The sequence below is a fragment of the Phytomonospora sp. NPDC050363 genome, assembly GCF_040655735.1.
Taxonomy (GTDB): domain Bacteria; phylum Actinomycetota; class Actinomycetes; order Mycobacteriales; family Micromonosporaceae; genus Phytomonospora.
Genome location: NZ_JBFAKK010000008.1, coordinates 348,241 through 369,720, shown reverse-complemented (window position 1 = coordinate 369,720; position 21,480 = coordinate 348,241). Strand labels below are relative to the sequence as shown.

The window sequence follows — 21,480 nt, the reverse complement described above, 5'->3', positions numbered from 1 at the left end:
ATATGGTGACGTAACGTATCATTTTACGAGAAACCGGATGGAGGCCAAGTGAGCGATCACCCGAAGGCGCAGTACGACTCCGTGCGCTCCGTGTTGCTGACGGCGGTCCGGGCGATCAAGCCGGACCTGGCCGCGGCCCCGCTCAGCGGCGACGAGCACCTGGCGGCGGAGCTGGGCGTGGACTCGGTGGACCGGATGGAGATGCTGATCGCCGTCGAGGAGGCCTTCGGGGTCGAAGACGAGGTCGATCCGCGGCTCTTCATGCTCCCGCCGACGATCAACGAGCTGGCCGCCCGGATCGCGGTGACCGAGACCGCCCCGGCATGAACGTCGAGGTCTGCCAGGAGATCCCGCCCGACCGCGTCTTCCTGCGCGGGCGGCGGATGGCCGAGGACTTCTTCCGGGCCTCCGACGAGCAGCTCTCCCACGCCGGCGGCTGGGATCTGGTGTTCGGCGACCGCTTCGGCCGCGGAGTGCTCAATGTGGACGGAGCACGGCACCGTGAGCTGCGCAAGGCGCTGATGCCCGTGCTCACCAAGCGCGCCGCCGACGACTACCGGGCCCTGGTGCGCGAGGTCTTCGGCCGGGCACTGGCGCTGGTGGAGCCGGACCGGCCCATCGACGTGCACGCGCTGACCCGCAAGGCGGTGTTCGAGGTGTCGGCCGCGTTGTTCGCCGGCATCCACGCAGCCGAGGCGATGGACCTGTTGGCGGCCTACACCGACCTGCAGGACCCGGGCGCACCCTTGGGCGATCCCAACGGCGACCGGGTCGCACGGCGGATCGTCAAGGCGCGAAGGCGCATGCGCGAGACGCTGATGCGAGCCGTCGACCGGATGGGAGCCGAAGACGGGCCGGTACGCCGCCTGCGCGAACTCCCCGACGGCCCGGCCGACGCGGCGATCGCCGAGAACCTCGGGATCGTCATCCTCGCCGGGTTCGACACCACGAGCTTCGTCACCGCCCGGCTTCTGTGGCTGCTGGCGCATCACCCGGGCCACCAGGACGCGATCCGCGAGGACGCGACCGAAGCGCTTCTGGAGTCGGCCTTCGTCGAGACCATGCGACTGCACCCGCCGCTGGCGTGGCTGCCGCGCCGGGCCGAGACCGACCTGCGCTTCGGCGAGACGCTGATCCCGGCCGGCAGCGCGGTGTTCTACGCGGTCGCGGAGTCCCACCGCGACCCCGAGCTCTTCGACGCCCCCCACGAATTCCGCCCCGAACGGCATCGCGCTGCCGAACCCGACCGGTTCGCGCTCACGCCTTTCAGCGCGGGACGGCGGCTGTGCCCCGGTGTCCACGTCGCGACGATGGAGGTCAAGCTCATCACCACGATGGTCCTGCGGCGATTCCGCCTGAGCGCCGAGCCCGGCGACCACGTCGGCGACGTCTCCCACAACGGTTCGACGGTCACCCCGGCCGCCGAACTCCTCGTCCGATTCCACGAGCTGTCATGACCACAATGGACACACTGGCCTGCCCGACGCTCGCCGACGCGGCATCGGCGTTCGGGCCGCGCGTTTCGGTCACCTACCCCGGAACGGGACACCGGCTGACCGGCGCCGAACTGGAAGAGGCCTCGGCACGCTTCGCCCACGGACTGCTCGGCCACGGAGTCGCGACCGGCGACGTGGTCGGGCTGCTGCTGCCCGCCTCGCCCGAGGTCCTCATTGGACTGTTCGGTGTGGTGCGCTCCGGCGCCGCCGCGGCGATGCTGGCACCGCCGTCACTGGCTCCGGAGCGGGGAGCCGAACTGCTCGCGCCGACGGTTCGCAGGGCGCGGATGCGATTCCTCGTCACGCACGCCGAGCACGCCGACCTCGCCGACGCGCTGGCGGCGCTCTGCCCCGGGCTCACGGTACTCGGCACCGACCTGGACGCCCCGGGAACCGGTGCCCTGCCGAGGATCGAGCCCGACGACCTGGCCGTCGTCCAGTTCACGTCGGGAAGCACCGGCAACCCCAAAGGCGTGATGCTGACGCACTCCGTCGTCATGGCCGGGTTGCGCGCGATCGTCGTGACGAGCGACTTCACCGAACGCGACGTGATGGTGAGCTGGGCGCCGCACTTCCACGACCTGGGCCTGTTCGGCGTGCTGGCCGTCCTGCTCGCCGGCGGAAGCGCCCAGGTGATGTCGCCGCTGGCGTTCCTGTTCCGGCCGCTGACGGCCCTGCGGCTGCTGTCGGACAACGCCGGGACGCTGCTGACCGGGCCGGACTTCTCCTACCGGCGCATCGTCTCGAAACTGACCGCCGCGGCGACGGCCGACCTCGACCTCTCGCGGTGGCGGCTGGCCTACAACGGCGCCGAGCCGGTGCGTGCCGACACCGTCGCGGACTTCCGACGCGGTCTCGCGCCGGCCGGCGTCGCGCCTTCGGTGATGTACCCGGTGTACGGCATGGCCGAGGCGACACTGGCGATCACCTTCCCCGGACTCGGCGAGGTGCCCCGCGTCGTCCACGTCGACCGCGCGCTGCTCGCCGACCACGGCCGGGCGCACCTGCTGCCCGAAGGGCACGAGAACGCCAAGGCACTGGTCGGCGTCGGACGGCCGGTCGAGGGCATGAACGTGCGGCTGGTCGACGACTCCGGCGCGTACTGTCCTGAAGGGACGGTCGGCGAAATCCAGATCGCCGGGCCCTCGGTGACCACCGGATACCTGCACGACCCGCAGGCCACGGCCCGCGCCTTCGACGGCGCATGGCTTCGCACCGGGGATCTGGGGTTCCGGCTCGACGGCGACCTGTTCATCGCCGGACGCCGCAAGGAGATGATCGTCCTGCGCGGGCAGAACCACTTCCCGGAGGACGTCGAGGAACTCGCCCGAACGCATCCCGGAGTGCATCGCGGCCGCTGCGTGGCTTTCGCCGACACCGACACCGAGACCATCGTGGTGGTGGCCGAAGTCCCGCGCGGCCTCGACGCCGGCGCCGTGACCGCCGACCTTCGGCTGACCGTCGCCCAGCGCCTGGGACTCGCCGAGGTCGACGTGCACGCGGTGAACCCGGGATGGATCCCGCAGACGTCCAGCGGCAAATGGCAGCGGGACCTCGCGCGCCGCCGGATCGGCCGGCGGATGCTGCCTTCGACGACCGGCTGACATCGCTTCGAACCCGCTCGCCGGGGGCCGCTCAGGGCGGCCCCCGGCGAGCGGTTCAGCCTCGGGCCCGCGCGTCGCGGAGGATGTCGACGCTCGCCTTCTGGGAGAGCGTTTCCACGGCGGCGATCAGGAACAGCCCCGGCATCTTCGGGAAGACCGAGGCGTCGACGACACGCAGCCCTTCGGTGCCGTGGACCTTGAAGGTGCTGTCGACGGCCGAGTCCGCGCGCGTCCGGCCGATCGGGTTGGAGCAGGCGGGATGGTGGCCGTAATGCTCCTTGCGGATGAAGTCGCGCAGGTCCTCGACCTCGGAACCGGGGAAGATCTCGGCACCACCGCCGCCTTCGGCGCGGTTGATCGACCGGCAGACCTCGATGGCCGCGACCAGCGCGTCGAGGTCGGCGTCCCCGCCCGTGCCGTTGCCGAAGGCGCGGAAGTTGATCTCGGGGCTGCGGGTCGGATCGGCCGATCGCAGGCGCACGTAGCCATCGCGGTCCTCGGTGTAGCCCATGAGCGACAGCCACGTCCAGGTGCGGCCGATCGTCGCGCGCGCCTCGTCGACCCAGTCGGGGTGGTGGTTGCGGAACTGGAACGGAGCGCCGGTCGTGCAGACGTTGGTGGTCGGCCGGTCAGAGCCCTCGGTGGTGTAGTTGACGCAAGGGTTGCCGTACATGCCGAGCGGGGAGCTCGCCGGGTCGGCGCGCCACGCGTCGAGGCAGGCGCTGGGGCCGGGAGAGTCCTTCGACGCCAAGGACTCGGCCAGGTCGGTGACGTGCCGGTTGTCCGCCAGCTCCGGCAGGTGGTACTCGTCGACCACCGAGATCTCCCGGCGGTCCTGGAGGTTCCCGCCGACGCGCGGCGAGTCGACGAGGACCTCGATGCCGTGCGAGCGAAGGTGTTCGGCGGGGCCGATCCCGCTGAGCATGAGGATCTGCGGGCTGTTGTAGGCGCCACCGGCGACGATGATCTCCCGGCGGGCGCGGACGGTGCGGCGCATGTCGGCGCGCTCGGCCTCGGTGGTCCGGCGGTGTTTCGGCGACGCGTCGTAGAGGTGGCGTCCATTGAGGAACCGGACGCCGACCGCGCGCGGGCCGCTGTCGCCGGGCTCGAAGAGGATCTTCTCGACCAGGGCGTCACACCGGATCTCCAGCCGAGGGCAGCTGCTCGCGGCCGAGAGGAGGCGGTCGCGGACTCCTTGGCGGACGCCGTCCTTGATCCCGTTCTCCAGGTTCCAGAAGCCCGCGGTGCCGACGTTCTCGCGGTCGTTGAGCTTTCCGGAGTTCTTGACGCCCTGCTTCGACTCCAGGTACCAGGCGGGGCCGTCGAGGGAGTCGACCAGGCGGTCGGGGTGGGCGCGGCCGGACTCCAGGTCGGCGAAGGGGTCGTTGGAGGACAGGGCCTGCCATGCGAGGACCTTCTGCCAGTGGCGCCACATGGCCTCGTGGTGCCAGCCCTCGTCGCCGGTCAGTTCCATGATCTCGTCCCAGTCGCCGTGCGCCGGGTACATGACGATGCTGGCGTTGTGGACCGCGCAGCCGCCGATCGTGGCCGAGCGCGGGTAGAGGACGCCGCCCTTGTCGTCGATCCAGGAGTCGCCGTGGGTGGCCTTGCCGCCGTCGTAGTGCTGGACCCAGAACTCCCAGGCGACCTCGGGATCGTCGGTGGCCTTCGGGAAGAACAACGGGACGTCGCGGAAGGTCGCGTCGCCGCTGGGCGGGCCGGCCTCCAGGACGAGGACCGAGAAGCCGGCCTCGGCGAGGTTGGCGGCGACGGGGCCGCCGCCGGGGCCCGAGCCGATGACGATGTAGTCGTAGGCGCCGGACGCGTCGGAGGCGCGGTCCGCCGGGGTGTGGTCCATGGGGCTCCCTGTTCCTTCGAAAGCGACAAAAGTCTTATAAAGGGCAAACTGGCTTCAGGCTACATGGGGCGCCGGGTATCCGATCTGGCCGCCGCGTCGGGCGTGATCGCGGGCCGGTGACCTCCGCCACGACGCGCCCCGCCGTCGGCCCCCTGTCCTTACGCTTCCCCCGAGCCCGCCCGCGCACCCGGAGGAACGCTCGTGATCAGTGCCCACGCAGCCCTCGGCATCACCGCCATCGAACTGGGGATGGTCCTCATACCCGGGCCGAACATGATCTACCTGGTGTCGCGCTCGATCACGCAGGGCCGCCGGGCCGGGCTGGTGTCGCTGGCCGGCGTCGGGCTCGGCTTGGTCGCCTACGTGCTGGCCACCGCCGCCGGACTCGCCGCGGTGTTCGCGCTGGTGCCGGTGGTGTACACGGCGTTGAAGATCGCGGGGGCGTGCTACCTGCTCTGGCTGGCGTGGAGTGCGTTTCGGCCGAAGGGGCCGGCGGTGTTCGCGCCGACGGAGCTGCCGGCCGACAGCAACCGCAAGCTCTTCACGATGGGGCTGGTCACCAGTCTGCTGAACCCGAAGGTCGCGATCCTGTACCTGTCGCTGCTTCCGCAGTTCATCGACCCGGCAGGGGGATCGGTCGCGTTGCAGAGCATTCAGCTCGGGATGATCCAGGTGCTCATCGCGGTCACGGTGAACGGGCTCATCGCGGTGGGCGCCGGCTCGATCGCGGGCTTCCTCGGACGTCGGCCGGTGTGGATGCGCGTGCAGCGGTACCTGATGGGGACGGTGCTGGCGGGGATGGCGATCAAGCTGGCGACGGACCGGACGAAGGCTGTGGCGGTATAGGCGCTTTAGGCGCGGCGGCGCGGCGGCACGCCTGTAGCGCCGTCGCGAGGTCGTGGTTCTGGTCGTCGCGGCGGGCGAGGAGTTCGCCGGCGGTGACCAGCGTGGGCCAGTAGCCGGCCGGGCGGCCTCTCCCCGGGCGGGGAGTCGATCGGGCGAGGAGCAGGAAGGCGCGGGTGAGGTCACCGGTGAGCGACGCCCGGTGGAGGGTGAGCGATCGCCGCGGACACCTCAGTGAGCGGATGGTCGAACCCGGGAAACGCATGCTGGTGCTGCCGGACGACACGTGGGTCCTCGTCGACGCCGACGCCGATCACAGCGATCTCATGCGCGAGCACGAACTGGACCACGTCGAGGTCGCGCCGCAGCACCGGCCCGCCGTGTACCTCGACGGCCCGCTGGCCGGGCAGGCGGGACACGCGCCGCGAAGGCTGGGACGGCGTATGGAAGTCGGGACCGGGGAGGCGGACGGTCGGCGGCTGGCCGTGTACGCGGTCACGGGGGTCGGGGATCCTGTCGAGCTTCGTTTTCGTAGTTACGAGGACCCGCCGCCGCCACGGATTCCGGATCCGGGAATGGCCGCGATCTTCGAGGAGGCCTTCGGCCGGCCGGAGGGACCTGCGGCGCGGTAGTGACCGGTCCCCCAGCCCCATGTCGCAGGGGCTCCCCTCTCTTCCGTCACCGAAACGAGATCCACAGCGTTACCGGAGGAGAGAGTCCCGCCCGTGCCCGACAGCGGGGCTCGGGAGGGGAACCCACGTGAAACGCCAACTCGCCCTTGCCGCCGTCGCGGCTCTGGTGCTCACGACGACTACCGGAAGCAGCTGGGCCGGGTCCGGGTTCGTGCCGACTGCCGCGCAGTCGCGGGCCGAGGCGCTCTACCTCGATCTCAACCACGCGGTGTTCGGTACCGCCGCCGATCGCTACAAGGCCGAGGAGTTGCTGAACCTCCGGCAGCAGCGGCGCATATCGGACTGCATGGCCGAGCACGGCTTCGACTACCGGCCCATTCCCTACCGCGGCGGCGTCGCCAGGGAGGTCAATCCCGGCGACTCGACGGCCTTCGCGCCGGTGGGCGACGACTTCGGTTGGGGCGCCGGGAAACTCGCCGCCGCCAGGCCGGCCACCGACGTCGACGGAGCCGCCGTCTTCGCCGCGCTCAGTGAGGCCGATCAGAAGGCCTGGCGTGCGGCGATGTCGTTCGAGTGCGCTGAGCGGGGCTTCGCCGGCACCGACAGCGAGTACCCGGGGGACGGAGAGCTGGGCAACGTCTTCCATGGGCTCATCGAGGAACTGAACGGCGCCGAGTCGGTGCAGTCGAGGTTGCCGGAGTACGTCGGGTGCATGGTGGACGCCGGGTTCGACGTGACCGTGCAGGCGGACGGTTACGAGGGGCACGAGCCGTGGGCGAACTTGCAGGGCGCGATCCTCGACCGGTATCCCCGTGGGATCCCCGACGACCCGGAGACCTTGCGGGCGGACCCGCGCTTCGTGGCGGCGGTCGCGTACGAGGCCTCGGCGGCGAAGGCGGATGTTGGGTGTCGCGCCGCTTTGCACTACGAGGTCCTGGGTGCCGTCGCCGGGAAGCTGGCCGGGTTCAAGGTGGCGCACGCCGGTGAGCTGGCCGCGCTGGCGGAGCAGTGGGAGCGGCTGCGCGCCGACCACGCTGCGGCGGGGTTGTGAGGCGTGTGCGGTTCGGGCGGTGGGCCGCAGTCGTCGTGGTGCTCGCGGCTGCCGCGGTGCTCGTCGGCTGTGGAGGCGAAGGCGGGGGGCCGCCGGCGGAGCGGGTGCAAGCCGGGCGTGAGGTCTACACGCGCCTGCGGACCCTCCTCGGAGGCACACCGCGCGACCACCTGCGTGCCAACGCGGTGGCCAACTACCGCATGTGGAACGCCATCTCCGACTGCATGGCCGAGCAGGGCTGGGACTACCACGTCATGCCTTATGTCGTCGGCGGCCGCCTCACCCGGCCCGGACCGCCCGGTGACCTCACGGCGTGGGCGGAGCCGTCCGACGACTTCGGGATCGCCGAGATGGCGGCCCTCGCGGCGTCCGAGGGCTTCATCGCCGACGGCCGTGTTCATCCGCTCGGCAACGAAGGGCTGTCGGCGGCCGACGAGGCGGGATGGATCGCCGCGATGAACGGCGGATGCTCCAGCGCGGGGACCGCGATGACGGACGGGACCTACCCGACCGGCGTCACCCAGACGATCGGCGCCGACTTCACCGCGCTGCTCACCGACATCCAGTCCACGCCGAGGGCGCAGTCGCTCATCGGCGAGTGGGCGTCCTGCATGGACGACCATGGTTTCGACGTCCACACCAAGCACGGCGGCTACGACGGAACCGAGCTGTGGCCGGGGTTCCGCCTGGACACCGAGGGCCGCGAGATCGCCGGCGCGCGGGCCGACGCCGCATGCCGTCGGCCGCTGCACGAGCACGTTCTCGCCGACGGTGCCGAGGCCTTGGCCGCGTTCGAGGCCGACCGCGCCGAAGAGATCGCGGCGGCCGCCGAGGAGTGGCGCGGACTGCGGGCCGAGGCCGACGAGGTGCTGGCCGCCAACCGGTAGGCGGCTACCGCTTGCCGAGGCGGTAGGTCGCGGCGGTGAGCAGGGCGGTGGCGGCGCAGAAGCCGAGTAGGACCCAGCCACCGAAGCCCACCTCCGCGTGCTCCAGGCTGGAGTCGACGCCTTCGATGAGGAACCAGTACGGAGACAAGGCCAGGTACGCGCCCGGAAGGGCGAAGCGGGTGGTTCTCGGCAGCCGTGCCCAGAACCACGTGGTCACGTTGCCACCGAGCAGCAGGAACGCCCCCACGCTGGCCACCAGGGACATGGGATAGTCGTCGCCCGTATTGATCGCGGTCCATGGCGCGCCCAGGAGCATGAGCAGGCCGACGCCGATCAGGACGACACCGAGGAGCGCCGAGGCCGGGGGCGGCGGTTCGGTCGCGGTGTCGCGTGTACCGACTTGCGGTCGCAGGGTCGGACCGGCCGGCACAGGACGCGCTAGTGGGGCGGGCCTGGCGGCCGGCGCCGCCGTGGCGACCAGCGCGCCTTCCGCGACGACCGTCTCGGGCTGTTCGATGATGGTCGGAGCGATGCCGAGGCCTTGGTGCAGCAGGGTCGCGACCATCGGCACGCGTGTCGAGCCGCCGACCAGGAACACGCCCGCGACGTCGCCGGCCTCGACGTGCGCCTCCCGCATCACGGCGCGGGTGGTGTCGACCGTGCGTTGCAGCGTGGCCCGCGCGTCGTGCTCGAAGGCCTCGCGGGAGACGGTGGTGTCCTTGTCGGTGATCGGGACGAGGATCTGCACGTGGGATCGCCGCGACAGGCTCTCCTTCGCGCCGCGCGCGTGGTCCCAGAACGCCTGGAGGCACCGCTTGTCCGCCGTCGTTTCCGGCACGGTGAGCCGCCGCCACGCCTGCGGGTCCGCGTCCCGAACGGAGGCGCCGACCTGGGCGATGACCAGGGCGTCGAGGTCGACGCCGCCGAAGTCGTCCATGCCCCGGTAGGCGAGGGGCTGGAAACCGCCGGCCTCGCGGCGGACGACGCACACGTCGAAGGTGCCACCGCCGAGGTCGTAGACGACGACGCTGCGGCCACCGGTGACCTGACGGTCGAGCTTGGCGGCGAAGTAGGAGGCGGCGGCCACGGGCTCGGTCACCAGCGTCGGCCGAGGAAGCCGGGCGCGCTGGGCGGCGTCCTGGAGCGTGCGCCTGCGCATCGGGCCCCACGCCACCGGGCACGTCATGACCAGGCTGCCGACGGGGCCGCCGGCGGTGCGGGCGGCCTCGGCGGCGACGTGGGCGAGGGTGCGCGCGATGAGGTCGGCCAGGGGCCAGGAGCGGTCGCCGAGTAACAGTTCCCGGTCGTCGATGCGGCGCTTGGGGTTCGGCTCGTAGCGGGAGGGATCGAGGCGGGCGCTGTTCTGCGCGTCGCGGCCGGTGAGCACGAGACCGTCGGGCTGGGCGTAGACCGCGGAGGGGAGCAGCGGGGAACCGTCGAACAACAGGGGCCGTGCGCGACCGTCGGCGAAGGCGAGCATCGCGACGGTGTTCGAGGTGCCGTAGTCGACGGCCAGGCGCGTCCCGGTCATCGGTGAATGCTAACCGAGAGCGGGGTTTCCGCTACGCGGCGAACCGCGGGCGGGGCGGTCCGCACGGCCGCTGGGCGTAGGGGACGTCGGCGGGAGTCGGGAGGCACCGGCGGTCGCCGATGGGCTTCGGGTGAGGCCGAATGCGAGGTCGTGGACACCCGTTGCGGGGAGGGCGGCGGGTCGTGCCGGGCGGGCGGGTCGTTGTGCCGGGTATGGACACGATGAGCGAGCCGGCACCCGTGATCGCGGTGCGGGGATATGTCTCGGCGGGGTGGCGGCTGGCCGTCGCGGTGGTGTTCGCCGTGGCGGGCGCGACCTTGCCGGCGACGGCGTTCCTGGTGCACATGAACGGGACCGGCGCGCTCAACGGGCGGGCCGACCCGTACGTATTCGCGCTGCGTGGCCTCTACTTCCACGAGTGGCACGCGCGTCAGGGCGTGCTGGTGGCGGCGTGCCTGGGTCTGGCGTGCTGGCTGGTGCTCGGTGCGGTCGACCGGGTGCGGGCCGCGCGGGCCGGGGACGCCGCGACGCCGCCGCTGCCGGTGTGGCGGGGGCGGGTGGCTGGCGTGGTGCTGGGCGTGGCCGGGCTCGTCATGGCCGCGGGGGCCGTCGTGCCGGCCGAGGCTTACCACTACTACTTCCGCGCGCACGGGCCGAAGTACGACGGCACCGCCGCGTACGTGTTCAGCGACGAGGGGCTGGGCTGGGCGGCGTGGGACGGGGTCCTGGCGGTGGCGTGCGTGTGGGCCGGGGTGCTGCTGCTTCGCGCGGGTGTGCGGGCGTGGGGGCGGCGGGCGGGCGCGGTACGTTCCTGATCTTCGACGGAGGGAGCGCCCGTGGCGACCGAGGACCCGTACGGTTTCGCGGCGATGCTCGGTGAGCCGAGCCTGCCGGTGGCCGGCGTGAGCTGGGACGAGATCGAGGGGGCGCTGGGCGTTACGCTGCCCGACGAGTACAAGGCGTGGGCCGACCGGTACCGGAGCCTGCGCATCGGCGAATACCTGCAGATCGACAACGTCCGCGACTTCGTGGAGCTGCTGGGCCTCGACGGGCTGTCCGCACGGCTCGGCGACAAAGCGCTCGCCCACGTGCTGACCCTCCGGTCGTCGGCGCGCCTGTACGACGTGACGGGCGGCGACTTTCGCTACCGGGCCGATGAGATCGGCGTGTACCCGGCGGAGGGCGGCCTGCTGCGGATCGGGCTGGGCGACGACAACCAGAAGGTCTACCTGCTCCCACCCGCGTCGGCGGCCGGCGACTGGCGGGTCGTCGCCACCGACTGTCGGGAGTGGTGGCTCTACGGCGGCGGCTTCGATCGCTTCCTCTTCGAGCTGGCCACCGGGACCCTTGAGTGCGGCCTGCTTCCCGACCTGTCGGCGACCCCGGTGACGATCGAGGAGCGCGAGTCCTTCTACGTCTACCCGAGCGGCTCCTTCTTCACGAACTGGCTGCCCATCCCGCCCTGAGCGGAAGGCCCGAACCACCGCGGGGGAACGGCGGTCCGGGCCGGTCTCTAGGCCACCCGCAGGAAGCGGACGGCGTCGGCGATGACGACGCCGTTGGCGAGGTCGGACAGCTCGACGACGGAGTCGACGCCGGCCTTGAAGGTGAACACGCCCAGGGAGGTCCACTGGCCGGTGCGGACGTCGGCCTCGCCCTGTTCGGTCTGGTCGACGAGGATCAGGTGGGAGCCGTTGGCGTGGTGCACCGTGTAGGGGGCGTTGGTGGCGCGGTTGGCGTGCGCCGTATAGGAAACGCGCACCTCGTACTCCCCGTCGGCGGGGAGGCTGGGGCGGAAGCGGACGACCGAGGCACCGGTCCCGGCCGCTGCCGAGCGGTAGTTGCCGCCGTAGTAGCCGGGGGTCCCGGTGGCGGTGGCCCAGGTTCCCGACAGGACCTGGAATCCCTGCTCGGAGTTGTCCACAGTGGCCTCCTCGCGCAGGTCGGCGGGGTGGGGCGCGGTGACGAGGCTGAGGGTGTCGGCCGAGATGACCGTCCCGCCGCCGCGGCCGGGGCCGGTCAGCGCCAGCCGCAGCACGTGGCGGCCGGGACGCAGGTCGGTCTCGCCGAGGTGCAGCAGGTCGTAGCCGCCCGAACTCTCGGCGGTGGTGTCGGCGGTGGTGTTGTGGAGGCGGCGACCGTCGATCGTCGCGGTGAGCACTCCTCCGTCGACGGGCCGGAAGTAGCGCAGGATCGCCTCGGCGCGGGTGCGCGAGTGGACCGTGAACGGAATGTCCACATAGGCCTCCGCCGCCGACGGCCGCAGCACGAGCCGCGACCTGCCTCGGGCGGTGGCCTCCTCGACGGTCTCCAGTGTGCCGCCGACGACGGTCGCGGCCTTCGACAGCTCCGCCAGCGGGTACACGCGCTCCGACAGCCGCGGGCCGTGCCGCGAGCCGTCGCGTCCCGCGGTGAGCCACTCCAGGTTGAAGCGGGCCACGTTCACCTTGCGCGGGAAGGACGGGATGTCGCCCTCGCAGCCGTAGACGAGCACCACCGTGCCGTCCGACAGCCGCGCCAGATCCGAGTAGTACGAACGGTTCTCGTTGACCACACGGCGGTAGCGGAAGGAGTGCCCGCCGTCGTAGCTCACCGAGACGGTCATGTTCCACCGCATCGGCGCGTCCGGCCTGCTGAACAGCACCCGGTCGGGTTCGCCGTCGCCGACACCGCTGTAGCGCAGCAGTCCGGCGTCGACGGCGTTGAAGACACCGGTGGCACCGTCGAGGACCGGCGCCGACCAGGTCAGCCCGTCGTCGCCGCTGACGGCGACGATGCGCTGGCGGTTGCCGCCGGAGGCGGCGCGGGCGTTGACCGCGATCGTCCCGTCGGCGCGACGGAACATCCGCGCCTCGTTGGCCGGGTAGTCCACCGACACCGGCACCTCGGCGGTGGTGTGCCAGGTCGCGCCGTGGTCGTCGGAGTAGATCGACGCCAGCCCGTAGTAGCGCTCGTCGACCGGCGTGCCGACGATGATCCGCCGGTGAGACACGTTGAGGAGCAGGCGGCCGGAGTCGAGCTGGAGGCCGTGCCCGGGACCGGGGTTGTGCAGCGCCCACTCGTACCCGAAGTGGTCGAACATGCCGGCCAGCGAGCGCGGTTCGCCCCAGGTGGCGCCGGCGTCGGTGCTGGAGACTACGAAGAGGTCACCGGAGTCGCCCGAGCAGGTGGTGTTCTCCGGCAGCTGCACGGAGAGCATGTAGAACAAGAAGACCTCGCCGGTCACGGCGTCGACGACGAACGCGGGGTTGCCCCACGACTGCCCGTCGACCGACTCCACGATCGTCTGCGTCGGCAGCCAGGTCTCGCCGCCGTCGGGGCTGCGGCGCAGGACCAGGTCGCGCGGGCCGGCGTCGCACACCTCGTGGCGGCCCTCGGTCGCCACGAGGATCGTGTCGTCGGCCAGCACGCACAAGCCGTGCACGTGGTAGTTGACCAGCGGGTCCACTTCGGCGTCCCACAGGGTCTTCTCGTCGAAGAACGGACGGGCGCGGCCCGCTGCGGACGCCTGCGCGGGCCGCGCGAGGGCAACGGTGGCGGTGGCCGCCACGGCGGCGCCGAGCAGGGTCCTACGTGGCAGCTTCGGGTCTATCATCTGCGTCCTCCTTGGGAAGGATCGCGTCGCCGAGGGGTTCGATGACGCCGTTGAGTTCGCGGGTCTGCGCGCCGGTGCAGGGCACGAGAGGTGGGGCGGCGTGGACGGGGCACAGTCCGCGGGCGGCGAGGATCGCCTTGACCGACGGCACGCCCGGCCGCACCGCGTGGATGCGGGTGAGCCGGTCGGTGAGCCCCTGAAGCCGGTCGAGGGCGGCGCCGTCTCCGAGACGGTGGGCGGCGAGCATGTCGAGCGCGAGCCCCGGCGCGAGATTGGCGGTGCCCGGGACGATCCCGTGCGCGCCGGCCCGCAGACCCTCGGCCAGCGCGCCCTCCGCACCCTGGCTGACCTCGAAACCGGGCCGGGTCCGCGACAGCGCCACCAGGTGCGCCAGCAGCGCCGGATCGCCCGAGGAGTCCTTGACGCCGGCGACCCCGGGCACGTCGGCGACGGCCTCGGCCGACGACGGCGTGAGCGGCGTCGCGTACTTCGGGGCGTTGTAGGCGATCACCGGCACGCCGAGCGCGGCCAGCGCCCGGTAGTGCCCGACGACCTCGTCCTCGCGGTGGGAGAAGTAGGTCGGCGGGCTGAGCACGTAGGCGTCGACCTCGCCGGCCTCCTCCGCGCGCCACAGCGCCTCGGCGGTCCCGGGCGCGGTCACGTTGGCCATGATCTGACCGCCGGCGACCAGCGCACGCCACCGCCGGGTCACACCGCGCACGAACGCGCCGGTGCGGTCGGCGCGGATGAGCGGGCCCTCGCCGTTGCTGCCCAGCAGCATCAGCCGGGTCACCCCGGCGGCGGCCAGCGCACGCAGGAGCGGCTCGGCCGCCTCCGCCGAGGGCTCGCCGGGCGCCGACATCGGCGTCACCATCGGGACGGTCAAGCCGTCGAGGAGGCCCATCAGTAGCCCCGCACCACGGGCCAGGCCAGTTCGACGCCGTCGGCGGCGAGTTCGCGCTGGAACTCCGCCAGCAGCGCCGGGTCCTCGTGGACCTGGGCCGGGGTGCGCCCGTTGGCGACGCAGTGCGCGGCCAGCGCGCCGGCCGCCTCGCCGATGTTCCACTCGACGGGGTGGAGGCGGTAGCAGCCGTTGGTGATGTGCGTGGTGCCGATGTTCTTCCCGGCGGCCAGGACGTTCTCCACGCGCTGCGGGAGCAGCGCGCCCAGCGGGATCTGGAACGGGCAGGAGGCCACGTCGATGTAGTTGTCGCCACCGGTCGAGGGGTGCAGGTCGATGCGGTACATGCCCACGCCGACGCTGTCGGGGTAGGCCAGCGCGCCGTGCTCGCCGCGAACGGCGAGGGACAGGTCCTGTTCGAGGACGGTCCGGCGGGCCTTGATGCGGCGCGACTCGCGGATGTAGGGCGCCTTGGCCAGGCCGTCGTCGGTGCCGAAGATGTCGCCGCGCAGGCGCAGGCCGGGCCAGCCGGTGCCGCCGTCGGGGCGGGGGGCCTCGGTCTGGAGCCAGTACATCATGCTCATCGCGAGTTCCCGGGCGCCGTCGAGGTGGCGCTTCTTCTCCTCCTCGGAGACGCCGATGATCGGGCCCTCCAGGTAGTCGATCATCGGCCAGTTGACGATGGTGACGTCGCTGTCGAGGAAGCCGGGGGTGAAGTTCTCGCGGGCGAGGACGCGGCGGAAGAGCCACAGGTCCTTGTCGCCGGGGTCGAGGCTCTGGTCGGCGACGACGGGGCCGGTGGCGGCGTGGGGGACGAAGGAGCGCGTGACGGGTTCGAGGGTGCGGGGGTCTGGCGCGGTGAGGCCGAGGAGCGGGCCGGGCCAGTAGTCGGGGCGGTATTCGCGCCAGAAGGCGTAGCGCTCGGGCTTGTCGATCGTGTGGTCCTCGCCGTCACGGTGCTCGACGGCGAAGACCCAGCTGACGGCCTGCATGTTCGACGGCTGGGCCTCGGCGGGGGCGCTGGGCTCGCCGGTCTCGGCGCCCGACTCGAAGCCGGTGACGTGCTCGACGCCGGCCAGCGGCAGCAGGTCGCCGAGTTCGGTGGCGTCGAGGACGTAGGGCGCCGACACGACGCGGATGGTCCCGTCGGGGCCCTCGAAGGCCACCGAGCTGATCCGGTCGCCGTCGACCTCGGTGGCGACCGGGCGGTGCCGGTACCAGACGGTCAGGCGGCCCGAGGCGATGTGCGGCGCGAGGAAGCCGGCGAGGACGTCGGCGGCGACACGCGGTTCGTGGCACAGGCGGCTGACGCGGCCGAGGCCCGGGTTGAGGTCCGGCGCGCGCCGGGCGGCGTCGGTGAGGGGGTACCAGCGCCGGTAGTGGTCGCGGATCCCGTCGCGCAGCGCGCGGTAGGAGCGGGTGGCGCCGAAGCGCTCGATCCAGGCGTGCTCGTCGGGCGGGACGCCCTGGGCGGTGAGCTGCCCGCCGAGCCAGTCGGTCTCCTCGGTGACGAGGACGCGCGCTCCTCGCCGCAGTGCCGCCAGCGCGGCGGCGACCCCGCCGAGTCCGCCGCCCGCGACGACGACGTCGAACTCCCCGGCCTTGATGCCTGCCACTCCGTTACCTCGTTTCATTTCTCGCCCCGCTCCGGCGCGCTCACGCCGAACTCCACGGGGCCGGTGCCCGCGACGGTCACTGCGACCAGTCCGCGGGCGTCGGGGCGGACGCGCGTTCGCGCTCCACCGATGCGCAGCTCCACGTCGTCGTGGCCCGCCGCGTCGGGGACGGCGACCAAGGCCGTCCCGCCGGATCCGGTCAGCACGCCGCGGACCTCGCCGCGCTCGCGCGTGTATCCGGTGACGATCGCGTCGGCCGGGATCTCCAGCAGCACGCGATCGCCGAGCCGCACCCGCAGGGCCGGCTCCTGCGCCTCGACCGTGACGGGGCCTTCGGCGAGGCCGGTGGCCGTCACCGAGGCGGGTCGTCCGGGGTGCGCGAAGCGCCAGCCGTCCTCACGGGGGTCGGCGAGTTCCTGGACGGCCAGGTAGCCGAGCAGTCCGCCCCAGCCCATGAGGCCGTCGGAGCGCGCGGCCAGCGGCCGCACGTCCTCGCCGGGCACGACGGGGTAGTTCTCGCGGACGTGGCCGTGTTCGGCCCACTCGCGCAGGAAGAGCGCGAGCAGGGAGTCCACGATGGACCGCGAGTGGGCGGTGAGGTCGTAGCGCCGCAGTCCTTCGACGGCGAGGAACACCATCGGCGCCCACACCCGGCCGCGCCAGTAGCGGGCGCTGAAGCCGGGGTCGTCGCGCGAGGTGGACGGCAGGGGCGGGTCGCCCCCGAGGCGGTCGGGGGCCAGCAGGTCCTCGGCGAGTGCGGCGGCGGTCTCGGCGTCGGGGGCGCCGGCGAGGAGGGGGTAGAGCATCGTCGGGGACAGGTGCGGGGAGAAGCGGCCGTCGGCGAGGCGGTTGCGGTACTGGGCGTGCTCGGCGTCCCAGAGGAGGGCGTCGAGTGCGGTGGTGGCGGTCGCGGCGGCTTTCGTGAGGGTCTCGGCCTCGTCGTGGTGGCCGAGGATGGCGGCGATCTCGGCCAGGGCGCGGGCGTCGGCGATGTGGAGGGCGTTGAGGCCGACGTCGGCGAGGTCCATGGTGTGGGTGGCCGGGTCGAGGGTGGCGTGGTCGTACATGGGCGAGTCGTCCAGGCCCGACTCGCGGCGGGCGCGGTCGACGGTCGCCGAGTCGGGATCGCCGGGGACGGGGTCGGAGCCCCAGGTGAGCAGGCCGTGCGGGCCGACGCGGGCGGTGGTCCACCAGGCGTGCCAGTCGCGCAGGACGGGGTACATGCGCTCCAGGGCGGTGCGGTCGCGGGTTTCCTCCGACAGGCCGCCGCCGAGGTGTGCTTTGAGGACGGTGTAGGCGCCGACGGGGGGTTGCGAGCGGTCGCGGGTGGTCCCTCCGTCGTCGCTGACGCGGTTGGGGAGCATGCCGCCGTCGCAGACGTGGTCGGCGATCTGGGCGAAGACCCCGGCGCCGTAGGCGGGGTCGAGCCAGGAGGCGACCAGGCCGGTGAAGAAGGTGTCCCAGGTGTGCAGCGCCCAGGAGCCGTAGAAGCCGTCGCGTTCGCGGGAGACGAAGTCGCGGGAGGTGGGGGTGAGGACCTTGCCGGTGTCGGGCGCGTGGATCGTGTTCCAGGTCAGCGCGCGGGTCATGGCGTCGGCTGCGTCGCCGAGCCAGCCGCCGCTGCGGGGGCGGGCGGCGTCGGCCGACTCGCGGGCGGCGTCGACGCGGGCGGAGATCTCGGCGCCGGTGGACGGCTCGGCCGACAATCCCACCAGGGCTTCGGCGCCGAAGTCGAGCCGCAGGACGTCACCGTCCACAGTTGACTCCGAGGCGCCCGCCGCGCTCAGCGCCCAAGTCCGGCCGCCGGCCTCGACGGTCCACGCCTCGCCGCCGCCGGTGAACACCGGCGCGCCCTCGCCGTAGCCGGGCTTGCGGTCGACCAGCACGGTCACCCCGGCCCCGCCCTCGACCCGGGCCCGCAGCCCGAGCCGCTCGCCGCCGGCCGCCTCGAAGTCCACGGTGGAGTCGAAGGCCTCGGCGCGCAGGGCCGCGTAGGACCCGTCGACGGTGTGGTGCCCAAGGCGCCCGAACCCGTGCCGCCAGGTGAACCCGTCGAACAGCTCTCCCGACGCCGAGCGCAGCGCCAGGCGCGCCCGCAGCCCCGAGGGCAGGTGCAGCCAGCCCGTGTGGAAGCGGACGTCCCAGGTGTTCCAGCCGGTGGGCGGCGGGGTGGACGGCATCAGTTCGCGGCCTCGCTCTCGATGTCGAGGGCCGCGTCGAGCAGCTCCCGGGTGTACGGGTGGGCCGGTTCGGCGTAGAGCGCGGCGGTCGCGCCGGTCTCCACGATCTCGCCGCGCCGCATGACCGCGACCCGGTCGGCGATCTGCCGGACCACGCCCAGGTCGTGGGTGATGAACAGGATCGTCAGGTCGTAGGCGCCGCGCAGGTCGATCAGCAGCCGCAGGATCTGGGCCTGCACCGAGACGTCGAGCGCCGAGACCGCCTCGTCGCAGACCAGCAGGCGGGGCCGCAGCGCCAGCGCGCGGGCGATGCTGACCCGCTGGCACTGCCCGCCCGACAGCTCCCCGGGACGCCGCCCGGCGAGGGTCTCGTCGAGGCCGACCTGGTCGAGGAGTTCGGCCAGCGCGGCCTTCTCGTCGGCAGGCGCGGCCGAGGGGTGCGCCTCCCAGCCCTCGGCGACGATCCGGCCGACGGTCATGCGCGGGTTGAGCGAGGAGCGCGGGTCCTGGAAGACCATCTGGATCGAGCGGCGCAACTCCGGACGGCGGCGCGAGCGCGCGCCGACGGGCTCGCCGTCGAAGCGGAAGGTCCCGGAGTAGTCGCCGATGAGCCCGGCGACGCAGCGCGCGAGGGTCGTCTTGCCCGAACCGGACTCGCCGACCAGCGCGAGGGTCTCGCCCCGCTCGACGCGCAGGTCCACGCCGTCGACGGCCGTCGTCACCGAACCGTTGGGGCGCCAGGGCCGCCGGGGGCGGCCGAAGCGGACGGTCAGCCCGTCGAGTCCGACCAGTGGCGTCTCGCTCACGGCGTGACCTCCTCGGCGAAGTGGCAGGCGCTGAAGCGCCCGGGTTCGATCTCGCGGGCGAGCGGGACCTCGACGCGGCAGCGCTCGCGGGCCAGGGGGCAGCGCGGGTGGAACGCGCACCCGGCCGGCCGCGCCATCGGGTTGGCCGGGGCGCCGGGCAAGGGGTCGGCGGGGACCGACGCGGTGTGCACGGCGGGCACGCTGGCCAGCAGCGCCTTGGTGTACGGGTGGCGCGGGCGGCCCAGGACGCGCTTGGTCGGGCCGCGTTCGCAGACCCGGCCGGCGTAGAGGACGACCAGGTCGTGCGAGACGTGCGACATGACCCGCAGGTCGTGGCTGACCAGCAGCATCGACATGCCGCGCTCGGCCTGGATGGCCGACAGCAGCCGCAGGATCCGGGCCTGGACGGTGACGTCGAGGGCGGTCGTCGGCTCGTCGGCGAGGACCAGGGAGGGGTTGCCGGCCAGGGCGAGGGCGATCATCGCCCGCTGCCGCATGCCGCCGGAGAACTGGTGGGGGTAGGCGCGCATGCGGCGCTTCGGGTCGGGGATCCCGGCCTGGTCGAGCAGGCCGACGACGGCCTTGTCGACCTCACCGCGCGCCACGCCGTCGCGGCGCAGGATCTCGCCGACCTGGCGGCCGACGCGCTGGGTCGGGTTGAGCGCGGACAGGGGGTCCTGGAACACCATCGCGATCTCGTGGCCGCGCAGCTTGCGCCGCCTCTTCTCGCCCGCCGTCAGCAGCTCCTCCTCCCGCAGCCGCAGCTCACCGGAGGTGGTCGCGGTCTCCGGGAGGAGGCCGATGACGGCGGAGGCGATCATGGTCTTGCCGCTGCCGGACTCGCCGATGAGGCCGGTGGTGCGGCCTTCGGCGACGGTGAAGCTCACCTTGTCGATGACCGGGGTCATCGCGGTGGCACCGGGCAGGTGGACGCTGAGGTCCCGTGCCTCGATCAGCGGTCCGGAAGCGGTCATGACAAGGTCACCTTGGAGAAGTCGGGGAGGTAGGTCGGGCTGGCCGCCAGTCCCTGGACGTTCGACCGCCAGGCGTAGGCGATCTTGACCTGCATCGGGTACATGCCGACCGCGTCGTCCCAGATGATCTGCGACGCCTGCGCGTAGAGGGTCTCGCGCTCGGCCGTGTCGGCGGTCGATCCGGCCTTGGTGAGCAGCTCGTCGAGCTCGGGGTTGCAGTAGCCGGTCCGCTTGGCCGAGCAGGGGTAGAGCCGGCCGAGGTTGGTCGCGGCGTCGAAGCTGGGCGTCGACAGCGACTGGAAGTTGATGTCCCACTTCATGCCGAGCAGGTCTTCGAGGAAGACCGCCGACTCCTTCTCGGCCGGTTCGGCCTTGACGCCGACCTTGTTGAGGTCGGCCGCGACGGCCTCCACGAACTGGCGGTACTCGGCGCCGCTGAACTGGATCTCCAGCGGCTTGGAGAAGTCGAAACCGGCCTCTTCCAGGGCCTTCTTGGCCGCGTCGGGGTCGTAGGCGACGGGCGGCTGCGGGGCGTGCCCGAAGACGGCCGGCGCGAGCACCGAGTCGGACAGCTGGCCGGTCTGCGGGTAGAGCGAGGAGATGATGGTGCCGAAGTCGACGGCCTGCCACAGCGCCTTGCGGACTGCCGCGTCGGCCAGCGACTCGCGGCCGGAGTTGAACCACATCGTGTAGACCGAGGTCGACGCGACGGTCTCCACGTGCACGTCGGCGTTGCCCGACAGCCCGGCCACCTGGTCGTCGGGGACGCCCCAGGTCGCCTGGATCTCGTTGTTGGCCAGCGCGGTCATCCGCGAGGAGATCTCCGGGATCTGCCGGAACACCAGGCGCTCCAGCTTCGGGGCGCCGTCGAAGTGGGACGCGTTCGGCGTCATCTCCAGCACCTCGCCGGGCGTGAAGTTCGCGACCGTGAAGGGTCCGGTGCCGACCGGCTTGGCGGGGAACTCCGCGGGCGTCTCCGAGGCGGTGACGAAGAAGAGGGTGAGCTTGCCGGGCAGCGCCGGGTCGGGCGCGGGGGCGTCGAAGGCGACCGTTCCGTCGGCGGCGGCCGTGGCGGTGATGCCGGTGAAGCTGCCGGCGTTGGGGTTCTTGCCGCCGGTGAAGCGCTCGAAGGAGCTGACCACGTCGGCGGCGTCGAAGGCCGAGCCGTCGGAGAACTTCACGCCCTGGCGCAGGGTGAAGGTCCAGGTGGTGGCGTCGGCGTCGGGCGTCCAGCTCTCGGCGAGGTCGGGTCCGAGCTGCCCGTTCGCGTCGGCCTTGACCAGGCGGTTGAAGATCGCCTGGTCGGCGAGCTGGGTGCCGATGGCGGCCCCGGCCGAGCCGTAGGGGTCGAGGCTCTGCACGGCGTAGGGACTGGCGACGGTGAAGGCCGAGGAGTCCCCGTCGCCGCCCGAGGTCGTCGAGCAGCCGACGGCGAGCCCGGCGATGGGGAGGACGGCGGCGACCGCGGCGAGGCGGTGTCTTGTCGTTCGGCGGTGCGGCATGTCG

Annotated in this window: 18 protein-coding genes; 9 read left to right on the top strand and 9 right to left on the bottom strand. The window is 72.5% G+C overall.

The features are described 5' to 3' along the window. The first annotated feature begins 48 nt into the window (after nucleotides 1-48). Genes AB0I28_RS23700 through AB0I28_RS23690 form a run of 3 tightly spaced genes read left to right on the top strand, consistent with a single transcriptional unit; the run spans nucleotide 49 to nucleotide 3,100 of the window. Nucleotides 49-327 carry an acyl carrier protein gene (locus AB0I28_RS23700; protein ID WP_357496650.1) on the top strand — a complete coding sequence of 93 codons (279 nt, stop codon included), beginning with the start codon at nucleotides 49-51 and terminating at the stop codon, nucleotides 325-327. Continuing rightward, on the top strand, nucleotides 324-1,457 hold the full coding sequence (locus AB0I28_RS23695) for a cytochrome P450 (protein ID WP_357496648.1): 1,134 nt from the start codon (nucleotides 324-326) through the stop codon (nucleotides 1,455-1,457). The genes AB0I28_RS23700 and AB0I28_RS23695 overlap by 4 nt, the downstream gene beginning before the upstream one ends. Then, nucleotides 1,454-3,100: an AMP-binding protein gene (locus tag AB0I28_RS23690; RefSeq protein WP_357496646.1), complete on the top strand. Its 1,647-nt coding sequence runs from the start codon at nucleotides 1,454-1,456 to the stop codon at nucleotides 3,098-3,100. The genes AB0I28_RS23695 and AB0I28_RS23690 overlap by 4 nt, the downstream gene beginning before the upstream one ends. Nucleotides 3,101-3,155: 55 nt before the next feature. Here the strand turns inward: AB0I28_RS23690 and AB0I28_RS23685 are convergent, their stop codons facing one another. Continuing rightward, entirely contained in the window at nucleotides 3,156-4,958 is a 1,803-nt protein-coding gene (locus AB0I28_RS23685; protein WP_357496644.1) for a GMC family oxidoreductase, read from the bottom strand. Between the two features lie 201 nt (nucleotides 4,959-5,159). On the opposite strand from AB0I28_RS23685, the gene AB0I28_RS23680 reads away from it, so the two are divergent. The 4 genes from AB0I28_RS23680 to AB0I28_RS23665 all read left to right on the top strand — a co-directional run bounded on the left by AB0I28_RS23680 (nucleotide 5,160) and on the right by AB0I28_RS23665 (nucleotide 8,371). Next, the gene (locus tag AB0I28_RS23680) at nucleotides 5,160-5,804 is read left to right on the top strand and encodes a LysE family translocator (protein ID WP_357496643.1); all 645 of its coding nucleotides are present in this window, start codon (nucleotides 5,160-5,162) and stop codon (nucleotides 5,802-5,804) included. Between the two features lie 206 nt (nucleotides 5,805-6,010). Further along, nucleotides 6,011-6,433 carry a hypothetical protein gene (locus AB0I28_RS23675; RefSeq protein WP_357496641.1) on the top strand — a complete coding sequence of 141 codons (423 nt, stop codon included), beginning with the start codon at nucleotides 6,011-6,013 and terminating at the stop codon, nucleotides 6,431-6,433. 127 nt (nucleotides 6,434-6,560) lie between these two features. Next, the gene (locus tag AB0I28_RS23670; RefSeq protein WP_357496639.1) at nucleotides 6,561-7,484 is read left to right on the top strand and encodes a hypothetical protein; all 924 of its coding nucleotides are present in this window, start codon (nucleotides 6,561-6,563) and stop codon (nucleotides 7,482-7,484) included. Between the two features lie 104 nt (nucleotides 7,485-7,588). Beyond that, entirely contained in the window at nucleotides 7,589-8,371 is a 783-nt protein-coding gene (locus AB0I28_RS23665) for a hypothetical protein (RefSeq protein WP_357496637.1), read from the top strand. Nucleotides 8,372-8,375: 4 nt separating this feature from the next. Here AB0I28_RS23665 and AB0I28_RS23660 read toward each other — a convergent pair whose 3' ends face one another. Beyond that, nucleotides 8,376-9,902: an Hsp70 family protein gene (locus AB0I28_RS23660; RefSeq protein ID WP_357496635.1), complete on the bottom strand. Its 1,527-nt coding sequence runs from the start codon at nucleotides 9,900-9,902 to the stop codon at nucleotides 8,376-8,378. A gap of 221 nt (nucleotides 9,903-10,123) precedes the next feature. Here AB0I28_RS23660 and AB0I28_RS23655 point away from each other — a divergent pair, with 221 nt between their 5' ends. Further along, a complete protein-coding gene (locus tag AB0I28_RS23655; protein WP_357496633.1) occupies nucleotides 10,124-10,717 on the top strand; it encodes a hypothetical protein in 594 nt (197 codons plus the stop codon). 21 nt (nucleotides 10,718-10,738) lie between these two features. Next, complete coding sequence (locus AB0I28_RS23650; protein ID WP_357496631.1) at nucleotides 10,739-11,368, top strand: hypothetical protein; 630 nt, start codon at nucleotides 10,739-10,741, stop codon at nucleotides 11,366-11,368. Nucleotides 11,369-11,415: 47 nt separating this feature from the next. Here AB0I28_RS23650 and AB0I28_RS23645 read toward each other — a convergent pair whose 3' ends face one another. From AB0I28_RS23645 to AB0I28_RS23615, 7 genes are read right to left on the bottom strand one after another with little or no spacing between them, the layout of a single operon-like run. After that, complete coding sequence (locus tag AB0I28_RS23645) at nucleotides 11,416-13,497, bottom strand: exo-alpha-sialidase (RefSeq protein ID WP_357496629.1); 2,082 nt, start codon at nucleotides 13,495-13,497, stop codon at nucleotides 11,416-11,418. Further along, nucleotides 13,472-14,401, bottom strand: coding sequence for a dihydrodipicolinate synthase family protein (locus tag AB0I28_RS23640; protein WP_357496627.1), 930 nt, complete (start codon nucleotides 14,399-14,401; stop codon nucleotides 13,472-13,474). Before AB0I28_RS23640 ends, AB0I28_RS23645 begins: the two co-directional genes overlap by 26 nt. Further along, a complete protein-coding gene (locus tag AB0I28_RS23635) occupies nucleotides 14,401-16,014 on the bottom strand; it encodes an FAD-dependent oxidoreductase (protein WP_357496625.1) in 1,614 nt (537 codons plus the stop codon). The genes AB0I28_RS23640 and AB0I28_RS23635 overlap by 1 nt, the downstream gene beginning before the upstream one ends. 14 nt (nucleotides 16,015-16,028) lie before the next feature. After that, nucleotides 16,029-18,194 carry a trehalase family glycosidase gene (locus tag AB0I28_RS23630; RefSeq protein WP_357496623.1) on the bottom strand — a complete coding sequence of 722 codons (2,166 nt, stop codon included), beginning with the start codon at nucleotides 18,192-18,194 and terminating at the stop codon, nucleotides 16,029-16,031. Next, nucleotides 18,194-19,000: an ATP-binding cassette domain-containing protein gene (locus tag AB0I28_RS23625; protein WP_357496621.1), complete on the bottom strand. Its 807-nt coding sequence runs from the start codon at nucleotides 18,998-19,000 to the stop codon at nucleotides 18,194-18,196. The genes AB0I28_RS23630 and AB0I28_RS23625 overlap by 1 nt, the downstream gene beginning before the upstream one ends. After that, nucleotides 18,997-19,974 (bottom strand): ABC transporter ATP-binding protein, encoded by a 978-nt coding sequence (locus AB0I28_RS23620; RefSeq protein ID WP_357496619.1) that lies wholly within the window; start codon nucleotides 19,972-19,974, stop codon nucleotides 18,997-18,999. Before AB0I28_RS23620 ends, AB0I28_RS23625 begins: the two co-directional genes overlap by 4 nt. Further along, the gene (locus tag AB0I28_RS23615; RefSeq protein ID WP_357496617.1) at nucleotides 19,971-21,476 is read right to left on the bottom strand and encodes an ABC transporter substrate-binding protein; all 1,506 of its coding nucleotides are present in this window, start codon (nucleotides 21,474-21,476) and stop codon (nucleotides 19,971-19,973) included. The genes AB0I28_RS23620 and AB0I28_RS23615 overlap by 4 nt, the downstream gene beginning before the upstream one ends. Nucleotides 21,477-21,480: the final 4 nt, after the last annotated feature.

What these genes read in the sequence shown, in the direction of transcription:
- AB0I28_RS23695 (WP_357496648.1), top strand. Translation starts at nt 324, where the DNA reads ATGAACGTCGAGGTCTGCCAGGAGATCCCGCCCGACCGCGTCTTCCTG.
- AB0I28_RS23690 (WP_357496646.1), top strand. Translation starts at nt 1,454, where the DNA reads ATGACCACAATGGACACACTGGCCTGCCCGACGCTCGCCGACGCGGCA.
- AB0I28_RS23685 (WP_357496644.1), bottom strand. Translation starts at nt 4,958, where the DNA reads ATGGACCACACCCCGGCGGACCGCGCCTCCGACGCGTCCGGCGCCTAC.
- AB0I28_RS23660 (WP_357496635.1), bottom strand. Translation starts at nt 9,902, where the DNA reads ATGACCGGGACGCGCCTGGCCGTCGACTACGGCACCTCGAACACCGTC.
- AB0I28_RS23655 (WP_357496633.1), top strand. Translation starts at nt 10,124, where the DNA reads ATGAGCGAGCCGGCACCCGTGATCGCGGTGCGGGGATATGTCTCGGCG.
- AB0I28_RS23645 (WP_357496629.1), bottom strand. Translation starts at nt 13,497, where the DNA reads ATGATAGACCCGAAGCTGCCACGTAGGACCCTGCTCGGCGCCGCCGTG.
- AB0I28_RS23640 (WP_357496627.1), bottom strand. Translation starts at nt 14,401, where the DNA reads ATGGGCCTCCTCGACGGCTTGACCGTCCCGATGGTGACGCCGATGTCG.
- AB0I28_RS23630 (WP_357496623.1), bottom strand. Translation starts at nt 18,194, where the DNA reads ATGCCGTCCACCCCGCCGCCCACCGGCTGGAACACCTGGGACGTCCGC.
- AB0I28_RS23620 (WP_357496619.1), bottom strand. Translation starts at nt 19,974, where the DNA reads ATGACCGCTTCCGGACCGCTGATCGAGGCACGGGACCTCAGCGTCCAC.
- AB0I28_RS23615 (WP_357496617.1), bottom strand. Translation starts at nt 21,476, where the DNA reads ATGCCGCACCGCCGAACGACAAGACACCGCCTCGCCGCGGTCGCCGCC.